Source organism: Brevundimonas sp. ZS04 (genome assembly GCF_001956865.1).
Taxonomy (GTDB): domain Bacteria; phylum Pseudomonadota; class Alphaproteobacteria; order Caulobacterales; family Caulobacteraceae; genus Brevundimonas; species Brevundimonas diminuta.
Genome location: NZ_MTHE01000015.1, coordinates 37,277 through 56,809, shown reverse-complemented (window position 1 = coordinate 56,809; position 19,533 = coordinate 37,277). Strand labels below are relative to the sequence as shown.

At 69.8% G+C, this 19,533-nt stretch carries 20 protein-coding genes and 1 tRNA gene; 9 read left to right on the top strand and 12 right to left on the bottom strand.

Translation table 11 applies throughout. The features are described 5' to 3' along the window. The first annotated feature begins 271 nt into the window (after window positions 1-271). Entirely contained in the window at window positions 272-1,600 is a 1,329-nt protein-coding gene (locus tag BJP32_RS14735; RefSeq protein ID WP_046652711.1) for a sorbosone dehydrogenase family protein, read from the top strand. A gap of 22 nt (window positions 1,601-1,622) precedes the next feature. On the opposite strand, the gene BJP32_RS14730 is transcribed toward BJP32_RS14735, so the two are convergent. Further along, entirely contained in the window at window positions 1,623-2,852 is a 1,230-nt protein-coding gene (locus BJP32_RS14730; protein WP_046652712.1) for an argininosuccinate synthase, read from the bottom strand. 192 nt (window positions 2,853-3,044) lie between these two features. Then, the gene (metK, locus tag BJP32_RS14725) at window positions 3,045-4,244 is read right to left on the bottom strand and encodes a methionine adenosyltransferase (RefSeq protein ID WP_095046070.1); all 1,200 of its coding nucleotides are present in this window, start codon (window positions 4,242-4,244) and stop codon (window positions 3,045-3,047) included. A gap of 218 nt (window positions 4,245-4,462) precedes the next feature. Between metK and BJP32_RS14720 the strand changes: the two genes are divergently transcribed. Together BJP32_RS14720 and BJP32_RS14715 are read left to right on the top strand one after the other, a co-directional pair. Further along, a complete protein-coding gene (locus tag BJP32_RS14720) occupies window positions 4,463-5,725 on the top strand; it encodes a Glu/Leu/Phe/Val dehydrogenase (protein WP_046652714.1) in 1,263 nt (420 codons plus the stop codon). A gap of 106 nt (window positions 5,726-5,831) precedes the next feature. Continuing rightward, window positions 5,832-6,056 carry a hypothetical protein gene (locus BJP32_RS14715; RefSeq protein WP_003166592.1) on the top strand — a complete coding sequence of 75 codons (225 nt, stop codon included), beginning with the start codon at window positions 5,832-5,834 and terminating at the stop codon, window positions 6,054-6,056. Between the two features lie 64 nt (window positions 6,057-6,120). Here the strand turns inward: BJP32_RS14715 and BJP32_RS14710 are convergent. The 3 genes from BJP32_RS14710 to hemC all read right to left on the bottom strand — a co-directional run bounded on the left by BJP32_RS14710 (window position 6,121) and on the right by hemC (window position 7,900). Next, a tRNA-Thr gene (locus tag BJP32_RS14710) sits at window positions 6,121-6,196 on the bottom strand. 47 nt (window positions 6,197-6,243) lie between these two features. Next, a complete protein-coding gene (locus tag BJP32_RS14705; protein ID WP_046652726.1) occupies window positions 6,244-6,951 on the bottom strand; it encodes a uroporphyrinogen-III synthase in 708 nt (235 codons plus the stop codon). Between the two features lie 4 nt (window positions 6,952-6,955). Next, window positions 6,956-7,900: a hydroxymethylbilane synthase gene (gene hemC / locus BJP32_RS14700; protein ID WP_046652728.1), complete on the bottom strand. Its 945-nt coding sequence runs from the start codon at window positions 7,898-7,900 to the stop codon at window positions 6,956-6,958. A 53-nt stretch (window positions 7,901-7,953) separates the two neighbouring features. On the opposite strand from hemC, the gene tsaD reads away from it, so the two are divergent. Genes tsaD through BJP32_RS14685 form a run of 3 tightly spaced genes read left to right on the top strand, consistent with a single transcriptional unit; the run spans window position 7,954 to window position 10,514 of the window. Continuing rightward, window positions 7,954-9,084: a tRNA (adenosine(37)-N6)-threonylcarbamoyltransferase complex transferase subunit TsaD gene (gene tsaD / locus BJP32_RS14695; RefSeq protein WP_046652876.1), complete on the top strand. Its 1,131-nt coding sequence runs from the start codon at window positions 7,954-7,956 to the stop codon at window positions 9,082-9,084. 42 nt (window positions 9,085-9,126) lie between these two features. Then, window positions 9,127-10,125, top strand: a complete 999-nt coding sequence (locus tag BJP32_RS14690; RefSeq protein WP_046652729.1) for an NAD(P)H-dependent glycerol-3-phosphate dehydrogenase — start codon at window positions 9,127-9,129, stop codon at window positions 10,123-10,125. Further along, window positions 10,125-10,514 (top strand): Rieske (2Fe-2S) protein, encoded by a 390-nt coding sequence (locus tag BJP32_RS14685; protein WP_046652730.1) that lies wholly within the window; start codon window positions 10,125-10,127, stop codon window positions 10,512-10,514. The genes BJP32_RS14690 and BJP32_RS14685 overlap by 1 nt, the downstream gene beginning before the upstream one ends. 176 nt (window positions 10,515-10,690) lie before the next feature. Here BJP32_RS14685 and BJP32_RS14680 read toward each other — a convergent pair whose 3' ends face one another. From BJP32_RS14680 to BJP32_RS14655, 6 genes are all read right to left on the bottom strand, one after another. After that, window positions 10,691-10,849, bottom strand: a complete 159-nt coding sequence (locus BJP32_RS14680) for a hypothetical protein (RefSeq protein WP_223850640.1) — start codon at window positions 10,847-10,849, stop codon at window positions 10,691-10,693. Between the two features lie 72 nt (window positions 10,850-10,921). Next, on the bottom strand, window positions 10,922-11,395 hold the full coding sequence (locus BJP32_RS14675; protein WP_233126855.1) for a phasin family protein: 474 nt from the start codon (window positions 11,393-11,395) through the stop codon (window positions 10,922-10,924). 20 nt (window positions 11,396-11,415) lie between these two features. Beyond that, window positions 11,416-12,195, bottom strand: a complete 780-nt coding sequence (locus BJP32_RS14670) for a creatininase family protein (protein ID WP_076224645.1) — start codon at window positions 12,193-12,195, stop codon at window positions 11,416-11,418. Window positions 12,196-12,281: 86 nt separating this feature from the next. Further along, window positions 12,282-12,881: a TetR/AcrR family transcriptional regulator gene (locus BJP32_RS14665; RefSeq protein WP_003166598.1), complete on the bottom strand. Its 600-nt coding sequence runs from the start codon at window positions 12,879-12,881 to the stop codon at window positions 12,282-12,284. Beyond that, complete coding sequence (locus BJP32_RS14660) at window positions 12,881-14,473, bottom strand: DHA2 family efflux MFS transporter permease subunit (protein ID WP_076224643.1); 1,593 nt, start codon at window positions 14,471-14,473, stop codon at window positions 12,881-12,883. The genes BJP32_RS14665 and BJP32_RS14660 overlap by 1 nt, the downstream gene beginning before the upstream one ends. Beyond that, complete coding sequence (locus BJP32_RS14655; RefSeq protein ID WP_076224642.1) at window positions 14,470-15,591, bottom strand: HlyD family secretion protein; 1,122 nt, start codon at window positions 15,589-15,591, stop codon at window positions 14,470-14,472. Before BJP32_RS14655 ends, BJP32_RS14660 begins: the two co-directional genes overlap by 4 nt. A 137-nt stretch (window positions 15,592-15,728) precedes the next feature. On the opposite strand from BJP32_RS14655, the gene nth reads away from it, so the two are divergent. Beyond that, window positions 15,729-16,493, top strand: a complete 765-nt coding sequence (gene nth / locus BJP32_RS14650) for an endonuclease III (RefSeq protein WP_223850641.1) — start codon at window positions 15,729-15,731, stop codon at window positions 16,491-16,493. Between the two features lie 2 nt (window positions 16,494-16,495). Here nth and BJP32_RS14645 read toward each other — a convergent pair whose 3' ends face one another. After that, entirely contained in the window at window positions 16,496-17,386 is an 891-nt protein-coding gene (locus BJP32_RS14645; RefSeq protein ID WP_076224640.1) for a RimK family alpha-L-glutamate ligase, read from the bottom strand. 148 nt (window positions 17,387-17,534) lie between these two features. Here BJP32_RS14645 and BJP32_RS14640 point away from each other — a divergent pair, with 148 nt between their 5' ends. Together BJP32_RS14640 and ccmC are read left to right on the top strand one after the other, a co-directional pair. Then, window positions 17,535-18,569, top strand: coding sequence for an adenosine kinase (locus BJP32_RS14640; protein WP_076224648.1), 1,035 nt, complete (start codon window positions 17,535-17,537; stop codon window positions 18,567-18,569). Between the two features lie 237 nt (window positions 18,570-18,806). After that, entirely contained in the window at window positions 18,807-19,526 is a 720-nt protein-coding gene (ccmC, locus tag BJP32_RS14635; RefSeq protein ID WP_076224638.1) for a heme ABC transporter permease CcmC, read from the top strand. Window positions 19,527-19,533: the final 7 nt, after the last annotated feature.

Here is a 19,533-nt window from a genome sequence, read left to right as displayed (position 1 = left end):
CGGCCCGCTCGGCCGCATCGGCGGGCAGCAGGAAGTCGCCCTTGGAACGGTCTTCCAGCCAGCCCAGGATGGCGTCCAGCTCGCACAGGGTCAGAGGCCGGTTCTTTTCCGTCGTGGTCAGCACCGCGGCGGCGGCGAGGGGAAGACGGTTCAACGGAAAGCTCCGGCTGGCGACGGCCAAGGCCGTCAATAAGGATACGCCGGACGATCGACCGGAGATGGTTGCAAGTTGGCCTTGCCACCGGGCGAGCGCAAGCGTCAGCATGCGGGAATGAAACCGACCCTGCGCGCCGCCTCCGTCTTCTCCGCCGCCTTCGCCTCAGCCCTGACGCTGACGATCGGCCTGGCGCCGGGCGACGCCCGCGCTCAGGCGGGGCCGCGGAACTACGCCGTCGAGGGCGACTGCGACGGACGCCCGGCGACCGAGGTGCGGATGGCGCCCGGCTATTGCCTCGGGCTGGTGTGGCAAGGGGCGGGCCAGGAGGGGCCGCGGATGCCGCGGGGCCTGATGCCGCTGGAGGGCGGCGACTGGCTGGTCACGGACCTGGGCGCCTGGGAGGCGGGCAAGGGGGCGGTGTGGCGGCTGTCCTTTGCGGCCGACGGCGCGGCGCGCTGGCGACGGCTGGCGAGCGGCCTGTCCATGCCGCACACGGTCAAGCGCGGACCGGACGGGCGCATCTATGTGTCCGAGATGAACCGCATCCTGACGCTGGACCCCGATGTGGCCGATGCGCAGGCCAGCGTCCGCACCGTCATCGGCGACCTGCCGGACAACCGTCTGCACGACAACCGCCACCCGCTGTCCAGCTTCGTCTTCGACGGGAACGGCGACCTGCTGGTCAATGTCGGGGCGCCCAGCGACCGCTGCCTCGACGCGGCGGGCAAGCCGAAGACGGATGCGCGCGGGGCCTGCGTCGAGGATGCGGCGACGGCGCAGGTGCGGCGCCACGCCTATCTGGGGAACGGCCGCTGGGCGGAAGACAGCACCGTCTTCGCCAGCGGGCTGAGGAACTCCATCGCCCTGGTGCGCCATGCGTCGGGAACGGTGCTTCAGGCCGAGAACTCGGTCGATCTGGACACGCCGAACCACCCCTATGACGAGGTGAACGTCCTGACCCAGGGGCGCCATTACGGCTGGCCCTATTGCGTCGATCTGGCCACGCCCCTGCCGGGCTGGCCTGTGCGTCAGGCGCGCTGCAATGAGCGCGAACGGCCGATCGCCCTGCTGCCGCCGCACGCGGCGCCGCTGGACCTGATCTATTACGAGGGGGCGATGTTCCCTGAGCTGCAGGGGCGGCTGCTGATGACCTGGCACGGCTTCCGCCGCGCGGCCGGGCGTATCGTGGCGGTCGAGACGGACGGACAGGGGCGGCCCCTGACCGACATCGGCGGGCGCTACGCCGTCTATCCGCGCGGGGCGTTGCCCTATCCGGCCGGGGCGCCCAGCGTGAACGGCAAGGTGCTGACGCCGGGCTGGGACAAGGTCGCCGGGCGCCATCCGCGCGGCTCGCCGGTGACGATGGCGACGGCGCCGGACGGCTCCATCTGGGTCACGGATGACAGAAGCCGGGCGATCCTGAGAATCGCCCGGCCCCGGTAGGCTTGGGTTTTCGGAAGGGCGATTAACCCTCGCGGCCGTCCCGCTTGGCCAGGACGCGCAGGCGCAGGGCGTTCAGCTTGATGAAGCCCTCGGCGTCCTTGTGGTCATAGGCCTGGACGCCTTCTTCGAAGGTCACCAGATCCTGGTCGTACAGGCTGTTGGGGCTTTCGCGGCCGATGATGGTGACGTTGCCCTTGTAGAGCTTGACGCGGACGGTCCCCGACACCTTCTGCTGGCTGTGGTCGATGGCGGCCTGCAGCATCTCGCGCTCGGGGCTGAACCAGAAGCCGTTGTAGATGAGCGAGGCGTATTTCGGCATCAGCTCGTCCTTCAGGTGCATGGCGCCGCGATCGAGCGTGATCGACTCCATGCCGCGGTGGGCGGCCAGCAGGATGGTCCCGCCGGGGGTCTCATAGACGCCGCGCGACTTCATGCCGATGAAGCGGTTCTCGACCAGGTCCAGACGGCCGACGCCGTTGTCGTGGCCCAGCTGGTTCAGCTTGGTCAGCAGGGCGGCGGGCGACAGGGCCTCGCCGTCGATGGCGACCGGATCGCCCTTTTCATAGGCGATGGTGATGACGGTCGGCGTGTCCGGGGCGGCTTCCGGCGAGATGGTGCGCTGGTGCACGAACTCGGGCGCCTCGACGGCCGGATCTTCCAGCACCTTGCCCTCGGACGAGGAGTGCAGAAGGTTGGCGTCGACCGAGAAGGGGGCCTCGCCGCGCTTGTCCTTGGAGATCGGGATCTGGTGCTTCTCGGCGAAGTCCAGCAGCGCCTCGCGGGACTTGAAGTCCCACTCGCGCCAGGGGGCGATGACGCGGATGTCGGGCTCCAGGGCGTAGTAGCCCAGCTCGAAGCGCACCTGGTCGTTGCCCTTGCCGGTGGCGCCGTGACAGACGGCGTCGGCGCCGACCTGACGCGCGATCTCGATCTGGCGCTTGGAGATCAGCGGGCGGGCGATCGAGGTGCCCAGCAGATACTGGCCCTCATAGACGGTGTTGGCGCGGAACATCGGGAAGACGAAGTCGCGCACGAATTCCTCGCGCAGATCGTCGATGAAGATGTTCTCGGGCTTGATGCCCAGCTTCAGCGCCTTTTCCTTGGCGGGGGCGAGCTCCTCGCCCTGACCCAGGTCGGCGGTGAAGGTCACGACCTCGGCGCCGTACTCCTCCTGCAGCCACTTCAGGATGATCGACGTGTCCAGCCCGCCCGAATAGGCGAGGACGACTTTCTTGGGGGCGGGCTTGCTCATCGGTCGGGGAATCCTTTCAGGAGACGCAAGGGTCAGGGGACGCTTGGGGGAGGCGTTCGGCGCGCTTAAAGGACCAGACGCGCCGCGATGCAAGCGCGGGATTGGGGCGCCGGCCCGCCAATGCGTCGAGGGCGCCGCGAACTGATCCGCGACGCCCCCGTTTCAGGCTGGATTTTCAGCCGTTTAGAAGGGTCAGGCGGCCAGGGCCTTGAGGGCGTCGACCAGGTCGGTCTTTTCCCAGGAGAAGCCGCCGTCGGCGTCCGGCGTGCGGCCGAAATGGCCGTAGGCGGCGGTGCGGCGATAGATGGGCTTGTTCAGGCCCAGGTGCTCGCGGATGGCGCGCGGCGAGGCGCCGCCGATCAGTTTGGGCAGTTCGCGCTCCAGCACCGCCTCGGCGATCTTGCCCGTGCCGTGCAGGTCGACGTGGACCGACAGGGGCTTGGACACGCCGATGGCGTAGCTGATCTGGATGGTGCAGCGGTCGGCCAGGCCCGCGGCGACCACATTCTTGGCCAGGTAGCGACAGGCGTAGGCGGCCGAGCGGTCGACCTTGGTCGGATCCTTGCCCGAGAAGGCGCCGCCGCCGTGCGGGGCCGCGCCGCCGTAGGTGTCGACGATGATCTTGCGGCCGGTCAGGCCGGCGTCGCCGTCCGGGCCGCCGATGACGAAGGTGCCGGTCGGGTTGATGTGCCACTCGGTGTCGGCGGTGATGAAGCCCTGCGGCAGCACCTTCTCGACATAGGGCTTCACGATGGCCGCGACCTGGCTCTGGCTCAGGTTGGCCTTGTGCTGGGTCGAGACGACGATGGAGGTCGCGCGCACCGGGCGGCCGTCTTCGTAGTGCAGCGTCACCTGGCTCTTGGCGTCGGGCTCCAGGCCGGGCTCGGTCCCGGCGTGACGGGCGTCGGCCAAAGCCTTCAGGATGTTGTGGCTGTACTGCAGGGTGGCCGGCATCAGCTCGGGCGTCTCCTTCGAGGCGTAGCCGAACATGATGCCCTGATCGCCCGCGCCTTCGTCCTTGTCGGCGGCGGCGTCGACGCCCTGGGCGATGTGGGCCGATTGCGGGTGCAGGTTGTTCTCGAAGCGGAAGGTCTCCCAGTGGAAGCCGTCCTGCTCATAGCCGATGTCGCGCACCACGCCGCGCACCGCAGCTTCGATTTCCTGTTCGACGCCGGGAGCCCACTCGCCCTCGGCGTTCATAATGCCCTTGCCGCGGATCTCGCCGGCCAGAACCACCAGATTGGTCGTCGTCAGGGTTTCACAGGCCACCCGTGCTTCGGGATCCTTGGACAGGAACAGGTCGACGACGGCGTCGGAAATCTGATCGGCGACCTTGTCGGGATGGCCTTCCGAGACGCTCTCGGAGGTGAAGAGGAACGACGAACGGGCCAAGGCAGGCTCCTGCGTGACGACAATTCCGTCAGACATATAAAGATATGCTTATACGTTCAAGGCGGCTTCTGCGGCGAAGCTGCAGGCGGCGGTTGATAGGCGCAGCCCCTTTTTCTTGCGCTGCAATATTCTGTGTGGCAGCAAAATCTGATTTCTCCCCAGAAGCGGATCGGTTTCTCTTCTTGTGGCCGGTTTATGCCTAGTCATTTGGAAAATTAATGCCCATCCCGAACATCCTTGACGCGGCCCTGACCCGTCTCGACGAAGCCGCACGGCATGTGCAGATCGACAGCGACGTGCTGGAGAAGCTGAAGTACCCGCGCGAGACGATGAAGGTTCGGCTGCTGATCCGCATGGACGACGGGTCGCGCAAATCCTTCCTGGCCTGGCGCTGCCGCTACGACGACACGCGCGGCCCGACCAAGGGCGGCATCCGCTTCCACCCCGACTCCACCGTCGAGGAGGTCGAGACCCTGGCCTTCTGGATGACGGTGAAGTGCGCCGTGACCAACCTGCCCTACGGCGGCGGCAAGGGGGCGGTGCAGGTCGACCCCAAGGCCCTGTCCAAGGCCGAACTGGAGCGGCTGTCGCGCGCCTATGTCCAGGCCTTCGCGGGCATCATCGGCCCGGATCGTGACATCCCGGCGCCGGATGTCTACACCAACGCCATGATCATGGGCTGGATGGCCGATGAATACGCCTCCATCCAGGGCGAGGCGGCGCCCGCCGTCATCACCGGCAAGCCGATCGCCCTGGGCGGTTCGGTCGGGCGCGAGGACGCGACGGCGCGCGGCGGCTTCTACCTGACCTGTCACCTGACCGAACGGCTGGGCCTGCCGACCGAGGGGCTGCGCGTGGCGGTCCAGGGTTTCGGCAATGCGGGCCAGCATGTGGCGCGTCTGTTCCGCAGCATCGGGGCGAAGATCGTCGCCGTGTCGGACTCGGGCGGCGCGGTCCATGCGGCTTCCGGTCTCGATCTGGACGCTCTGCTGGCGGCCAAGGCGGCGGGCCAGTCGGTGGTTCAGGCCGAACACGGCGGCGAGGTCATTGCGGCGGACGACCTGATCGGCATCGACTGCGACGTCCTGGCCCCCTCGGCCATGGAGGACATGATCCACGACGGCAACGCCGCCTCGGTCCGGGCGAAGGTCATTCTGGAGCTGGCCAACGGCCCGATCACGCCCGAGGGCGACCGCATCCTGGCCGGCAAGGGCGTCGTGGTCCTGCCTGACATCCTGGCCAATGCGGGCGGGGTGACGGTGTCCTATTTCGAGTGGGTCCAGAACCGTCAGGGCTACTACTGGACGCTGGACGAGGTGCAGTTGCGCCTCAAGACCATCATCGAGACCGAGGGCGACGCCGTCTGGTCCATCGCCGAGGACAAGGGCGTCACCCTGCGTACGGCCGCCTATATCCACGCGCTGGGTCGTCTGGCCGCCGCCATCGAGGCCCACGGCACCCAGCAGTTCTTCGCCAGCTAGGCCGTCTGGGTTCTTCTTCCGACTTCTCCAAAGCGTCGCAATTCCAACTGCTTCCCTGTCATCAACCTTGGGCAAAGGGGCGGCGACCGAGGTCGGGAGCGCGCCCATGGACGTCTTCTATTGTCTGATCCACACGCCCGAGGCGATCACGCCCGAGCTGTGCGTCCTGCCGGGCGCCACCGAGGTCGAGGCCGTGCGCGGCCTGACGGCGGTCGCGCGCGACTGGCCGCGCCTGGAGCGCATCGACCTCTATCGCGGCAACCACGAGGTCCGCAGCTTCGCCCCGTCCGATCTCGCCCTGGCCCGACCTCTCCGCGCCCTGGCCGCCTGAAGTTCAAGCGTGCGGATGCGCCGCCCGAGGCGTGGGTGCGATTCTGACAGGTGAAGAGAAAAGGTGGTGCCGCTTAGGTGACTCGAACACCTGACCCCCTCATTACGAATGAGGTGCTCTACCAGCTGAGCTAAAGCGGCCCCGACGTCGTGCGCGTATGGAGGCGCGAACGAGCGAGGAGGGCTCTTTATACGGGAGCGGCGGGCTTGCCAAGAGCCGATAGCATCGCTGGTTCGTCAGGGGCGGCGGCGATGCGGATTTGCGCGAAATCGAAGGGGCGCAGGGGGATGGCGGCCGCTTCGGAGATGCAGATGGCGATGCGGCCGGATGAGGCGGGACGAGGCGAGGCGGCCGTCAGGATCGTGGCGAGCGCGCGGGCGGCGCGGGGGGAATGGAGCATGACCGCGTCGAAAAGTTCGGGCGCGGGCGCGTGGGTTTCGAAGGCGGCGTAGACGGGCAGGCGATGGACCGGGCGGTCGGGCAGCAGGGCGGGCAGGTCGCCCGCCGGTTCGCGCGCGCCGGGGGCCAGCAGGGGGCCGGGCGGGGCTTCGGCCGCGATCAGGCGGGCCAGGGCGTGGATGTCGCCGGCGGCGGAGCGGACGTCGGCGAAGCCGGCGGCGCGGGCGGCCTCGGCCGTGACGTCGCCGACGGCGAAGACGGGGTGGCGGCGAAAGCGCGAGATCAGGGGGGCGAAGGCCTCGACGCCGTTGGGGCTGGTCAGGGCGAGGGCGGCGACGGCGGCCGGGGCAGGCGCGGCGTCGAGGGCGCCGGGCAGGGGCGCCAAGGTCAGCAAGGGCGCGGTGATCGGGGTGAAGCCCAGCGCCGTCAGCCGGTCCGCCGTGCGGGCGGCGCCCGGCTCGGCGCGCGTGACCCAGACGCGGCGGATCGGCGTCATGGCCTTAGAGCGCGATCTTCTGGTCGCCGGCGACGGCCTGGACCTGGCCGCCGAGGTCGAGGCCCAAGGCGCGGGCGGCGGCGTGATCGGCGTCGGCGGCGATGTCGCCGGAGCGGGTCCAGCGGCTCGAACCGTCGGGGCTGAGCATTTCGGTGCTGAGGCGCAGGCGGCCGTCCGCGATGTGGGCGTAGGCGCCGATGGCGGTGCGGCAGGAGCCTTCCAGCGCGGCCATGGCCCCGCGCTCGGCGGCGACGGCGAGCGCGGTGGGGGCGTGGTTCAGGGCGCGGGTCCAGGCGGCGTCGACGTCGCCTTCACGCGTCTGCAGGGCCAGGGCGCCCTGGCCCGGCGCGGGCAGGAAGGCGTCCAGCGGCAGGCGCTGGCGGATGACCTCGCCGAGGCCGAGGCGGTTGAGGCCCGAACAGGCCAGCAGGATGGCGTCGAAATCGCCGTCGCGCAGCCGCTTCAGCCGGGTGTCGACGTTGCCGCGCAGCATCTCGATGTTCAGGTCGGGACGCAGGGCCAGGGCCTGGGCCTGACGCCGCAGGGAGGCGGTGCCGAAACGGGCGCCCTGCGGCAGGTCGGCAAAGGTGGCGTAATGGTCGCTGATGAAGGCGTCGCGGGGGTCTTCGCGCTCGGGCACGGCGGCGATGGCGAGGCCCGGCGGCTGTTCGGCGGGGACGTCCTTCATCGAGTGGACGGCGACATCGACGCGGCCATCCAGCAGGGCTTCCTCGATCTCCTTGGTGAACAGGGCCTTGCCGCCGATTTCCAGCAGGCGACGGTCCTGGATGCGGTCGCCGGTGGTGACGATCTCGACCAGAGGAACCAGGGTTTCGATCTCGGCCTCGGGCACGCCGAGGGCGCGGCCGATGGCGCGCTGCATCATGCCGGACTGGGCCAGGGCCAGGCGCGAACGTCGGGTGCCGATGCGCAGGAGAGGTTGAGTCACGTCGAGACGCCGTTGCGAAAGGGGGGGCGGGTCGCTAACTCCGCCGAATGAAGATGGACGCGGACTATAGCAGGGCGACGGACGGGGCAACCGAACGCGGGTCGGACGGTTTGACCGTGCTGGGCCTGGAGACCAGCTGCGACGAGACCGCCGCCTCGGTGGTGCGGCTGTCGGCGTCGGGCGCGCAGGTGCTGTCCAGCGTCATCCACAGCCAGATCGACGACCATGCGGCCTATGGCGGGGTGGTGCCGGAAATCGCCGCCCGCAGCCATGTGGAGATGATCGACGGCGTGACGCGCCGGGCCATGAGCGAGGCCGGGCTGGACTGGAGCGCGCTGGACGGCGTGGCGGCGACGGCGGGGCCGGGGCTGGTCGGCGGGGTCATGGTGGGTCTGAGCTACGGCAAGGCGGCGGCGCTGGCGCGGGGCTTGCCGCTGATCGCGGTCAACCACCTGGAAGGCCATGCGGTGTCGGCGCGGCTGGGGGCGGAGACGACCTATCCTTTCCTGCTGCTGCTGGTGTCGGGCGGGCATTGCCAGTTGCTGGAGGTGCGCGGCATTGGCGACATGAGCCGTCTGGGCACGACCATCGACGACGCTGCGGGCGAGGCCTTCGACAAGATCGCCAAGGCCATGGGGCTGGGCTATCCGGGCGGGCCGGCGCTGGAGAGGCTGGCGGCGTCAGGCGACGGGTCGCGCTTCGAGCTGCCGAGGGCGCTGCTGGGGCGCAAGGATTGCGACTTCTCCTTCTCGGGGCTGAAGACGGCGGCGTCGCGGCTGGCTCAGACCTGCGAGACGGAACAGGACAAGGCCGATCTGGCCGATGCGGTGCAGAAGGCGATCGCGCGCCAGCTGGCCGAACGCTCCGAGCGGGCGATGAAGGATTACGCCGAGGCGCATGAGCATCGCCTCTTTGTCGTGGCGGGCGGGGTCGCCGCCAACAAGACGATCCGGCGGACGCTGGAGGATCTGGCGACCAAGCACGGCTTCGACTTCCTGGCGCCGCCGATGGCCTATTGCACCGACAATGCGGCGATGATCGCCCTGGCGGGGGCTGAGCGGCTGGAAAAAGGGCTGACGTCGGACATCGATGTCGCGGCCCGGCCGCGATGGCCTCTGGACGAGACGCGCGCGAGCGTTGATCCTGTGCACAAGAAAACGGGCCGCAAGGGCGCCAAGGCTTAAAGCGGCCTGGCTCTCGGCGGGGGGCGGGGGACCGGAGAAGACATGGAATTTCATACGGCAGGCGTAATTGGCGGCGGCGCCTGGGGCACGGCCCTGGCGCAGAGCGCGGCGGCGGCGGGTCTGGCCGTCATCCTGCAGGCGCGCGAGCCCGAGGTGATCGAGAGCATCCGCACGCGCCGGATGAACGACGCCTTCCTGCCGGGGGTCGAGTTGGATTCGGCCATCAACGTCACCTCGGACCTGGCCGACCTGGCCGACTGCGACCTGATCCTGGCCGTGCCGCCCGCCCAGCATATGCGGGCGACGTTGCAGGCCTTCGCGCCCTACGCCCGGCCGGGCCTGCCGATCATCCTGTGCTCCAAGGGCATTGAGCGCGGCTCGCTGAAGCTGATGACCGACGTGCTGGCCGAGACGATTCCCTCGGCCACGGCCGCCGTGCTGTCGGGGCCGAGCTTCGCCGCCGAGGTGGCGCGCGGCCTGCCCAGCGCCGTGACCCTGGCCTGCGCCGATGCGGCCATGGCCGAGGCGCTGGCGGGCGCCCTGTCGGGGCCGGTCTTCCGGCCCTATTACGCCGACGATCTGATCGGGGCCGAGACGGGCGGGGCGCTGAAGAACGTGCTGGCCATCGCCTGCGGCATTGTCGAGGGCCGCGAACTGGGGCGCAGCGCCCATGCGGCCGTCATCACCCGCGGCTATGCCGAGATCGTCCGCGTCGCCACGGCCCTGGGCGGCAAGGCCGAGACGGTGGCCGGGCTGTGCGGCGTCGGCGATCTGGTGCTGACTTGCTCCAGCCCGCAGTCGCGCAACATGAGCCTGGGCCTGGCCCTGGGCCAAGGCCTCAGCGTCGAGCAGGCGCTGGAAGGCAAGCGCTCAGTGGCCGAGGGCTATGAGAGCGCGCCGGCCGTGCGCGAACTGACCCGCAAACTGGGCGTCGACACGCCGATCTGCGAGGCGACGGCGGCGGTGCTGGCGGGCGAGCTGACGGTGGATCAGGCGATCGAGAGCCTGATGAGCCGCCCGCTGAAGCCCGAGCGCGAATAGTGGCGCAAGAGGGTCCGGCGGCCGAGACGCAGGAGCGCAAGCGGGTCTGGAAGACGCCGCCGAACGTGGCCCTGTGTCTTGAGGCGGACATCAATGATCCCGGCTCGCGCGGTTTCGTGCTGCAGATCGGCGAGGCCTTCTTCCACGGCTTCGTGGTGAAGAAGGACGGTCGGGTCGCGGGCTGGGTGGATCGCTGCCCGCACGCGGGCTTTCCCATCGCGGTGGAGCTGGATCGCTATCTGACGCCGGACGGCTCGCTGATCCTGTGCGGTTGGCACGGGGCGGCGTTCGAGCCGCTGTCGGGCGCCTGCGTCGCCGGACCCTGCGCAGGCGGCAAACTGACGCCCTGGCCGGTCGAGGCGCGGGACGGGGTCATACGCACGGCGTGAGGCTTCAATAGCCTCAACACGGCCGTCATCCTCGGGCTTGATCCGAGGTTCCAGCTTTCGGCTCTGCTTCGTTCAGAGAGGCGGCGAAGACGGTTTCAACCGGATGCCCGTCGCGCGCGGCCTCTGGATCCTCGGGTCAAGCCCGAGAATGACGGCGGGCGGAAGCCGCGTCCCGCCTATTCCTTCGGGACCAGCTTGGGATCCTTGGTGAAGGCTTCGTCGACCTCTTCCTCGGTGATCCGCTTGGAGGGGTCGCCGGGCTGGTTGAGGTTCTGCTCCTCGGTGCCGTCGCCCATCATGCCGGGGTGGGGGTCTTTGGGGTCTTTCTCGGCCATGGTGATCTCCTCCGCATGGATGCAAAGGCAATCCGGCGACGGCGCCGGGCGTTCCATCACGCCCGCGCGAGGTCAGCGCTTCAGGCGTCGCGCATTGGCCGTGGCCTTGGCGTGGACGGGGGCCATGGTCTTAGCCTGCGCCTTCAGCGCAGCGCCGTAGAAGGACCAGCCGTCGTTCAGCGCTCGGCTCCAGGCGCCCAGGGCCCAGTCGGTCTGGGCGGCGGCGAAGGCGAAGGGGGTGTCGGCGCGGGCCAGTTTGGCCAGGCAGTCGGCGGCCTCGGCCCCCTCGCGCGCGGCCCGCCGCCCGGCGCGTTCGGCCAGGTCCAGCGCGCCGGTATAGGCGGCCCCGGCCGAGGCCGTCATGGCCTCGACCTTCTCCACGCCCATGCGGCTGAGTTCGGCGTGGTCGGCGCGCAGGGGGTCGGCCAGAGCCTCGCCAATGATCTCGAACCGTCGTGTGATGACGGCGGCCGAGGCCTGGGCCAGTTCCTGACCGGCCTGGGCGTTGCGCAGGGCGTTGCGGGCCGTCTTCTGCATGGGGCTCATGCAACGACCCTGGGCTGGTTTCAGGCGACCGGCAAGACTTCTTGCGCGAAGTCGGTCAGGTCGCGGATCAGGGCCGGAACGGCGGCGTCGATGATGCGCTGGCCCTTTTCCGGGGTCGCCTGGGCCGGGTCCGAGCCGATGCGGCCGTCGGGGAAGCGGGCGCGATAGTCGTTGGCGTCGCGGATCGGGCCGAAGGGGGCGATCTTCGGCTCATAGGCGGCGGTCTTGATCCGGTCGGGATAGCCGGCCTGGGTCACGGCGATCTCGGACGGGGTGGCGTGGCTGCCGTGGCCGGTCGGGAAGATGTCCTCGCACAGCTTCTGCACGCCCGGCAGATCCCACCAGTTGCGCAGCTTCAGCACGAAGGGCGGACGCTCGGCCCAGGGCTCGGGCGTGAAGGACCAGTCGGCGTAGATTTCGGCGAAGGCGGCCTCGATGGTGGCGACGTTGCCGCCGTGGCCGTTCAGGAAATAGATGCGCTCGAAGCCGTGGCGCGTCAGCGACGACACCCAGTCGGCGATCGCCGCCATGAAGGTCGACGGGCGCAGGGTGATGGTGCCGGGAAACGCCAGGTGGTGCTGGGCCATGCCGATGTTGAAGGTCGGCGTGATCACCAGGCTGTCGTCGCCCTTTTCGGCGGCGTGGGCGATGATCTCGGGGCACAGCCAGTCGGTGCCCAGCAGGCCCGTCGGCCCGTGCTGTTCGTTCGAGCCGATCGGCACGATCACCGTCTTGGACAGAAGGGCGCCGGACTTCAGGCGCTCGTCGATCTCGGGCCAGGACGACAGGTGGATCAGCATGGGAAGGACTCCGACGGGCGGGAGGTGAGAGGACTGGGGGCGGCTTTACGCTGATCCGCCTTCAGGGCCAACTTGGGCGCGAAGGCCTATTGCGGCGCGAAGGCGCGCACGAAGCGACGGGCGGCCTCGCGGGCGCGGGCGGGGATGTCGTCGATCTCGGGGTGGGGCAGGCCCAGCACCGAGCGCAGATGGCCGTGGCCCAGCACCATGCCGGTGAACATCTCGGCGGCGGCGACGGGATCGGGCGCGGACAGGCGGCCCAGGCGGTCCTGCTCCTCCAGCCAGACGGCCAGACGGCGCAGGTTCTGGCCGGGCCCCGCGTCATAGACGACGCGCGCCAGCTCTGGCGCCTCGGGCGAGGCCAGGGCCATGCCGCGCAGGGCGACGCCGCGCCCCTCGATGCAGACGCGCCGGATCAGGGTCTCGGCCACGCTTGCCAGGGCGGTCTCGACGTCCATGTCGGAGGCGAGGGGGGCCAGAGTCTCTTCCGAGCGTTGAGCCGCCAGGTCGCGGGCGATGTCCGTCTTGGTCGGATAGCGGTTGTAGAGGGTCTGTTTGGACACGCCCGCGCGCCGGGCGACCTCGGCCATGGAGACCTTGGCGCCCTTCTCCATGAAGAGTTCGGCGGCGGCGCGCAGGATGGCGCGGCTCTTGTGTTCGTCGATCTGGCCGAGGGCGCGGGGCATCAGTGGGCGTCCGTAGGAGCTGCGGAGGGATTGGGCTTGGCCGGTTTGGACAGCAGGGTCAGGAAACCGGCGCAGGCGCAGCCGATAGCTAATAGGGCGAAGGCGTCGCCGAAGGCCAGGGTGGTCGCCTGTTTCTGCAACAGGCCGTAGACCGCCTTCATCGCCGAGGCCTGGGGGTCGATGGAGCCGGCGAAGCGCACGGCCATGCCCGCCATCATGTCGCGCACCCCCTGATGGGTCTGGTCGATGGCGCTGGTCAGCTCGACCATGTGCAGGGCGGTGTTCTGGGTCAGGGAGGTGTTGAGCATGGCCAGGCCGAAGGCGCCGCCGACGTTGCGCGACAGGTTCACCAGGCCCGAGGCGTTCTTGACCATGTGCGGCGGCAAGGTGGCCATCGTCACCTGCTGCGAGGCGATCATGGCCAGCATGACGCCGGCCCCGCGCATGGCCTGGACCCCGGCGAACTCCCAGAAGCCCCACTGATCCGTCACGATGCGGGCGTCCCACATGCCCCAGGCGGCCATCATGAAGCCCACGAACATCAGAATGCGCGCATCCACCGCCCGCACCAGCCGCCCGGCGATGGGGCCTGTGGCGAACATGGCCAGGCCTGAGACGACCATGGTGGTGCCGACCTCGGCCGCCGAATAGTCGCGCACCCGGCCGAGGAACAGCGGCAGCAGGAAGGTGCCGCCGAACAGGGCCGCCCCGACGATGAAGGTCATCAGCACCCCGACCACGAAGTTGCGGTTGCCGAAGGCGCGCAGCTCGACGATCGGATTGCGGTAGCTGAGCGAGCGCCAGACGAAGGCCGGACCGCAGACGGCGGCGACGCCGCTGAGCAGCAGGATCATGTCATCGGCGAACCAGTCCTCCTTGGCGCCCTCTTCCAACACGAATTGCAGGCTCATCAGGAAGGCGGCCATCAGGGCCAGGCCCAGCCAGTCGAAGCCCTTGGACAGGCTGGGGTCGCCCTTGTCGAAATGGGCGTAGCGTCCGACCAGGAACAGGACGATCGCGCCGGGAAAGACGTTGATGAAGAACAGCCAGCGCCAGCTGAGCCATTCCGTCAGGTGCCCGCCTAGCGTCGGGCCGACGGTGGGGGCCAGCGTTACGATCAGCCCCATGATGACGCTAGCCGTCACGCGCCGCTCGGGCGGGAAGGCGGTGAAGGCCACGGCGAAGACGGTCGGGATCATGGCCCCGCCGACGAAGCCCTGGAGCGCGCGGAAGACGATCATCATCTCGATCGACGACGACAGGCCCACGGCCACGCTCATCACCAGGAAGCCGAGACAGGAAGCCAGGAATACCTTCTGCGTGCCCCACAGCCGCGACAGGTATCCCGACAGGGGGATCATCACGACCTCGGGGATCAGATAGGCGGTCTGGATCCAGCTGATCTCATCGGCCGAGGCGCCGACCCCGGCCTGGATCTGCGGCAGGGAGGCGGCGACGATCTGGATGTCCAGAATGGCCATGAACTGGCCGATGACCATGCCGGCGAAGCCGAGCAGCAGGACGGTCCAGTTGATCTCGGGCTGGGCGGCGGGGGCCGGGGCCGCCGCTGTCGGGGCCGCCGTCTGGCTCACCGGGCGGAGCTCGGGGCGGCGGCCTGGGCCAGGGCCGTCTCGCCCATGTGGGCCTCGGCGAAGGCAGGCCCGCCCTGGCTCTTCAGGTCGACCTTGACCTCGACCGACAGGCCGGGCCGCAGGACGATCGGCTGGCCCGAGGCGTCGCGCTGGACGACGATGCGGACGGGCACGCGCTGGGTGATCTTGGTGAAGTTGCCGGTGGCGTTCTCGACCGGGATCAGGGCGAACTCAGACCCGGTTGCGGGGGCGAAGCTGTCGATACGGCCCTGCAGCGCCCGGCCGGGGAAGGCGTCGGCCTTGATCTCGACGGCCTGACCCAGGCGCATCCGCCCGACCTGGGTCTCCTTGAAGTTGGCGACGACATAGGTGTCCTGCAGCGGCACCACGGACATCAGCTGGCCGCCCGCCTGCACCACCTGGCCGAGGCGCACGCCGCGCGCGCCGACGACGCCCGCGACCGGGGCGCGGATCACCGTGCGGTCCAGCGTCAGCTGCGCCTGATCGACCAGGGCGCGCGCCTGTTCGACGGCGGCCACGCTCTGCTGGCGTGAGGAGCCGAGCACGGCGGCGGTGCGCTGTTCGGCGGTCAGGGCGGCCTGGGCCTGGGCGACCGAGGCGCGGGCGGTCTCGGCGGCGGCGCGCTGGGTCTCGATGCGCTGCTGCGACACCCAGCCCTGATCGGCCAGCTTGCCGTAACGGTCAACCTCGGCGTGGGCGAGGTTCGCCTGGGCCTGGGCCTGGGTCACGGCGGCGGCGCGGGCGGCGATAGTGGCCTGCTCCTGCTCAGTCCGGGCGTCGACATTGGCGACGGCGGCGGTCAAGGCCGCCAGATTGGCCTGGGCCTGGGCCAGGGCGGCGCGGGCGTCGGCGTCGTCCAGCCGGACCAGCACCTGACCGGCCTCGACGCGCTGGTTGTCCTTGACCAGGACTTCGACCACCTCGCCGCCGATGCGCGGGCTGACGGCCACGGTGTCGGCCTGGACGAAGGCGTTGTCGGTGCCTTCCCAGCGCTGCTTGCCCTGCCACCAGACCACGCCGCCGATAATCAGGCCCAGGCCGACGACGCCGGCGACGATCAGGGGCAGGCGCTTCTTGAGCGGGGCGGGGAGGGCCATGGGGGAGACAGCTCGCTTCGATTTCACGCGTAAAATGGACGGCGCAGTCCAGAATACAAGGCGAGACTGCGATTTTTTGTCGCAGCGTCGCGAGCGCGCGACATTGACGCCGGGCGCGGGGAAGGCGAAGCGGGGGCATGGCTCCGTTGAAATCCGCCTCCCGCCAGAAGAAGGCCGTTCAGAAGGCCGGGCTGACCCCGCCGCCGGGCAAGCGTTCGCGCCAGCCGAAGAAGGCCCCCGTCGGCGCCGTCATCAGCTGGCCGCCGGATGAGGATCGGGTGGAGGAGATCTTCGTCCGCCTGTCAGGCGTCATGCCCGATCCGAAGACCGAGCTGGATTTCGTCAATCCCTACACCCTGGTGGTGGCGGTCGCCCTGTCGGCCCAGGCGACCGATGTGGGGGTCAACAAGGCGACCAAGGCCCTGTTCGCCGTCGCCGACACGCCGCAGAAGATGCTGGCCCTGGGCGAGGAGGGGCTGATCCCCCTGATCGCCTCCATCGGCCTTTACCGCACCAAGGCGAAGAACGTCATCGCCGCCGCCCGGATGCTGGTCGAGAAGCACGGCGGCGAGGTGCCGCTGAACCGCGCCGACCTGCAGGCCCTGCCGGGCGTCGGGCGCAAGACCGCCAGCGTGGTGCTGAACGAACTGGGGATCGAGCCGGCCATCGCGGTGGACACCCACGTCTTCCGTGTTTCGCACCGGCTGGGCCTGGCCAATGCGGCGACGCCCGACAAGGTGGAGGTCCAGCTGCACCAGGTGGTGCCCGAGGCCTGGCTGCCCAAGGCGCACCACTGGCTGATCCTGCACGGTCGCTACACCTGCCTGGCGCAGCGGCCGAAGTGCAGCGCCTGCGTGATCTCCGACCTGTGCCCGTCGCGGGCCAGCTTCATGGGCGTGTAGGCCTAGCGCTCCAGCCGCGCCCGCACCGCCTGACCGAAGCGGGCGCCGGCTTCAGGCGCGGCGGCCAGGTAGAAGTCCGGCTCGATGAGTTCGGCCTCCATCAGCACCCAGTCGCCGTCGTCGTCCTTGGTCATGTCGATGCGGGCGTAGAGCAGGTCTTCGTCGATGGCGGCCAGGGTGCGTTCGGCCAGATCGAGCGCGCCCTGGGGCGCGGCCTTCAGCGCTTGGTATTGTCCGCCGTACTGGGTCTGGATGCGGAACTCGCCCGCCGCGCCGGGGCGCTTGTTCACGACGTGGCTCAGTTCGCCGCCGAAATAGAGCAGGGAGGTCTCGCCCTCGGTCTCGATGGCCTTGAGATAGGGCTGGATCATCGTTCCGCCGACGGGGGCGTCGGCCAGGGCCGCGTCCAGCAGGTCGCCCGCCGCCACCCGCAGGGTGCGCCAGGCGCCGCCCGAGACGGTCGGCTTGACGATCAGGGTCTCGGCCCCCGTGGCGGCGAAGGCGGCTTCCAGAACCGCAGCGTCGACGTGGTCGGCGAAGATCGTCTCGGGCACGGCGACGCCCTTTTCCGCCAGGCGGGCCAGATAGCGTTTGTCGGCGTTCCAGCGCAGGGTCGCGGCCGGATTTGCCAGGGGCGCGCCCGCCTCGGCCCAGGTCGTGCAGGCCTGGACCCAGCGGTCGTGATGCTGATGATAGCCCCAGACCAGCAGCGGCAGGACCAGGGGGAAGTCCATCAGGGCGCGGGCGTTCTCGACGTGATCGGTCCAGGGCGTCGGCCGCGCCGTGATCCCCGCCGTCGCCAGCGCCTCGCCCAGCCGGTCCAGCACGCCGGGCCACAGGGTCGAATAGGTGGGATCGGACGGATCAGGGGTCAGGACGGCGACGTCGGTCATGGGCGCGGCTCCGCATGGCCCGGGAGGGCGGTGTGCAACTGGTCCATCGGCTTTAGGCCGCCGCCGGATCGGCGTGAAGAGCCGCTTTTCGCACGACGGCGGGGCCGGCGCTCTGGCGCGCGGCGGCCTCGCCCGCTATGGGGCGCGAATGACCCAAGTCCTGCCCCCCTTCGCCCACAACGCCCGTTTCGACGTCTGCGCCCTGGGCAACGCCATCGTCGACGTCCTGGCGCCGTGCGATGCGGCCTTCCTGGAAGCCAAGGGCCTGATCCCCGGTTCGATGCAGCTGGTCGACGAGGATCAGAGCGCGACCCTGTATGACGCCATGGCGGCGGGGGTCGAGGCCTCGGGCGGTTCGGCGGGCAACACCGTGGCGGGCGTCGGCTCGTTCGGCGGGCGCGCCGCCTATATCGGCAAGGTGGCCAAGGACACCCTGGGCGGGGTCTTCAGCCACGACATCCGCGCCGTCGGCGTCCACTTCGACACCCCCGTGCTGGAAGACGGCGCGGGCAAGGGCTTCGGCACCGGCCGCTGCCTGATCAACGTCACGCCGGACGGCCAGCGCACCATGTGCACCTTCCTGGGGGCCGCCAACCAGCTGACCACGGCCGACGTCGATGCGGGCGTGATCGGCGACAGCGCCATCGTCTATCTGGAAGGCTATCTGTTCGATCCGGCCCCGGCCCGCGCGGCCTTCGAAGCCGCCGCCGCCGCCGCCCATGCGGCGGGCCGCAAGGTCGCCATCACTCTGTCGGACAGCTTTGTGGTGCATCGCTGGCGCGCCGAACTGCTGGCCTTCATCGAGACCTCGGCCGACATTGTCCTGGCCAATGAGGCGGAGCTGCACGCCCTGTTCGAGACCGAGGACTTCGACCACGCCGCCGCCCACCTGGGCCGCATCGTCGAGGTGGCGGCCGTGACGCGCGGCGCCGCCGGTTCGGTGCTGTTCCGCGGCGGCGAGCGGGTCGAGGTCGCCGCCTATCCGGTCGAGAAGGTCGTCGACACCACGGGCGCCGGCGATCAGTACGCGGCGGGCGTTCTGCTGGGCCTGTCGCGCGGTCTGTCTCTGGCGCAGGCCGGGGCTCTGGGTTCGCTGGCTGCGTCGGAAGTCATCGCCCACTGGGGGCCGCGCCCGATGGTCGGGCTGAAGGATCTGGCGGCGCAGCACGGTCTGAGCCTCTAAGAGCCTCGGCGCTCCAACATCGTCACCCTCGGGCTTGTCCCGAGGGCCCATGGTCCGGCGATGCGGGGCGACAGGCTGGTCCAGCCCAGGCGTGAAAGCGGTTCACCGACGGGGACGCCCCGCGCTGGATCCTCGGGACAAGCCCGAGGATGACGGAAAGAAAGAGAAGAGCCGCGACAAAGGGTCGGAGGCGGCGCCCGCTTGCCGTGGGGCGCTGGGCCGCGTAATCGGCGGCCCATGTTCGGCCTCGCCAATCCCGACCGCTTCATGCGCTTCACCGGCCCCCTGGTTCCGGTGTTGTGGATCTGCGCGCTCGGCCTGCTGCTGCTCGGGACGTGGTTCAGCTTCTCCGCGCCGGGCGACTATCAGCAGGGCGACACCGTCCGCATCATGTTCATCCACGTTCCGGCCGCCAGCCTGGGCCTGATGGCCTATGGCGCGCTGGGCGTGTCCAGCTTCTTCGCCCTGGTGTTCCGCCATCCGCTGGCCGATGCGGCGGCGCGGGCGGCGGCCGTGCCGGGCGCGGCCTTCACGGCCCTGGCCCTGGTCACCGGCTCCCTGTGGGGCCAGCCCATGTGGGGGACGTGGTGGGTGTGGGACGCGCGCCTGACCAGCGTGCTGGTGCTGTTCCTCTTCTACCTCGGCTACATGGCCTTGCGCGCCTCGATCGACGATGAGGCCAAGGCGGCGCGGGCGGCGGCGGTGCTGGGTCTGGTCGGCCTGATCAATCTGCCGATCGTGAAGTTTTCAGTCGACTGGTGGAACACCCTGCACCAGCCCGCCTCGCTGCTGCGGTCGGGCGGGACCAGCGTGGACCCGGTCTTCCTGCCCGCCCTGCTGACCATGATGGCGGCCTATGCGGTGCTGTTCGGCGCGATCTGGCTGACGTCGATCCGCACCGAGGTTCGTCGTCGCCGCGTTCTGACCCTTCGCGCCCGCGCGGCGCTGGAAGCCTGATGGAGGC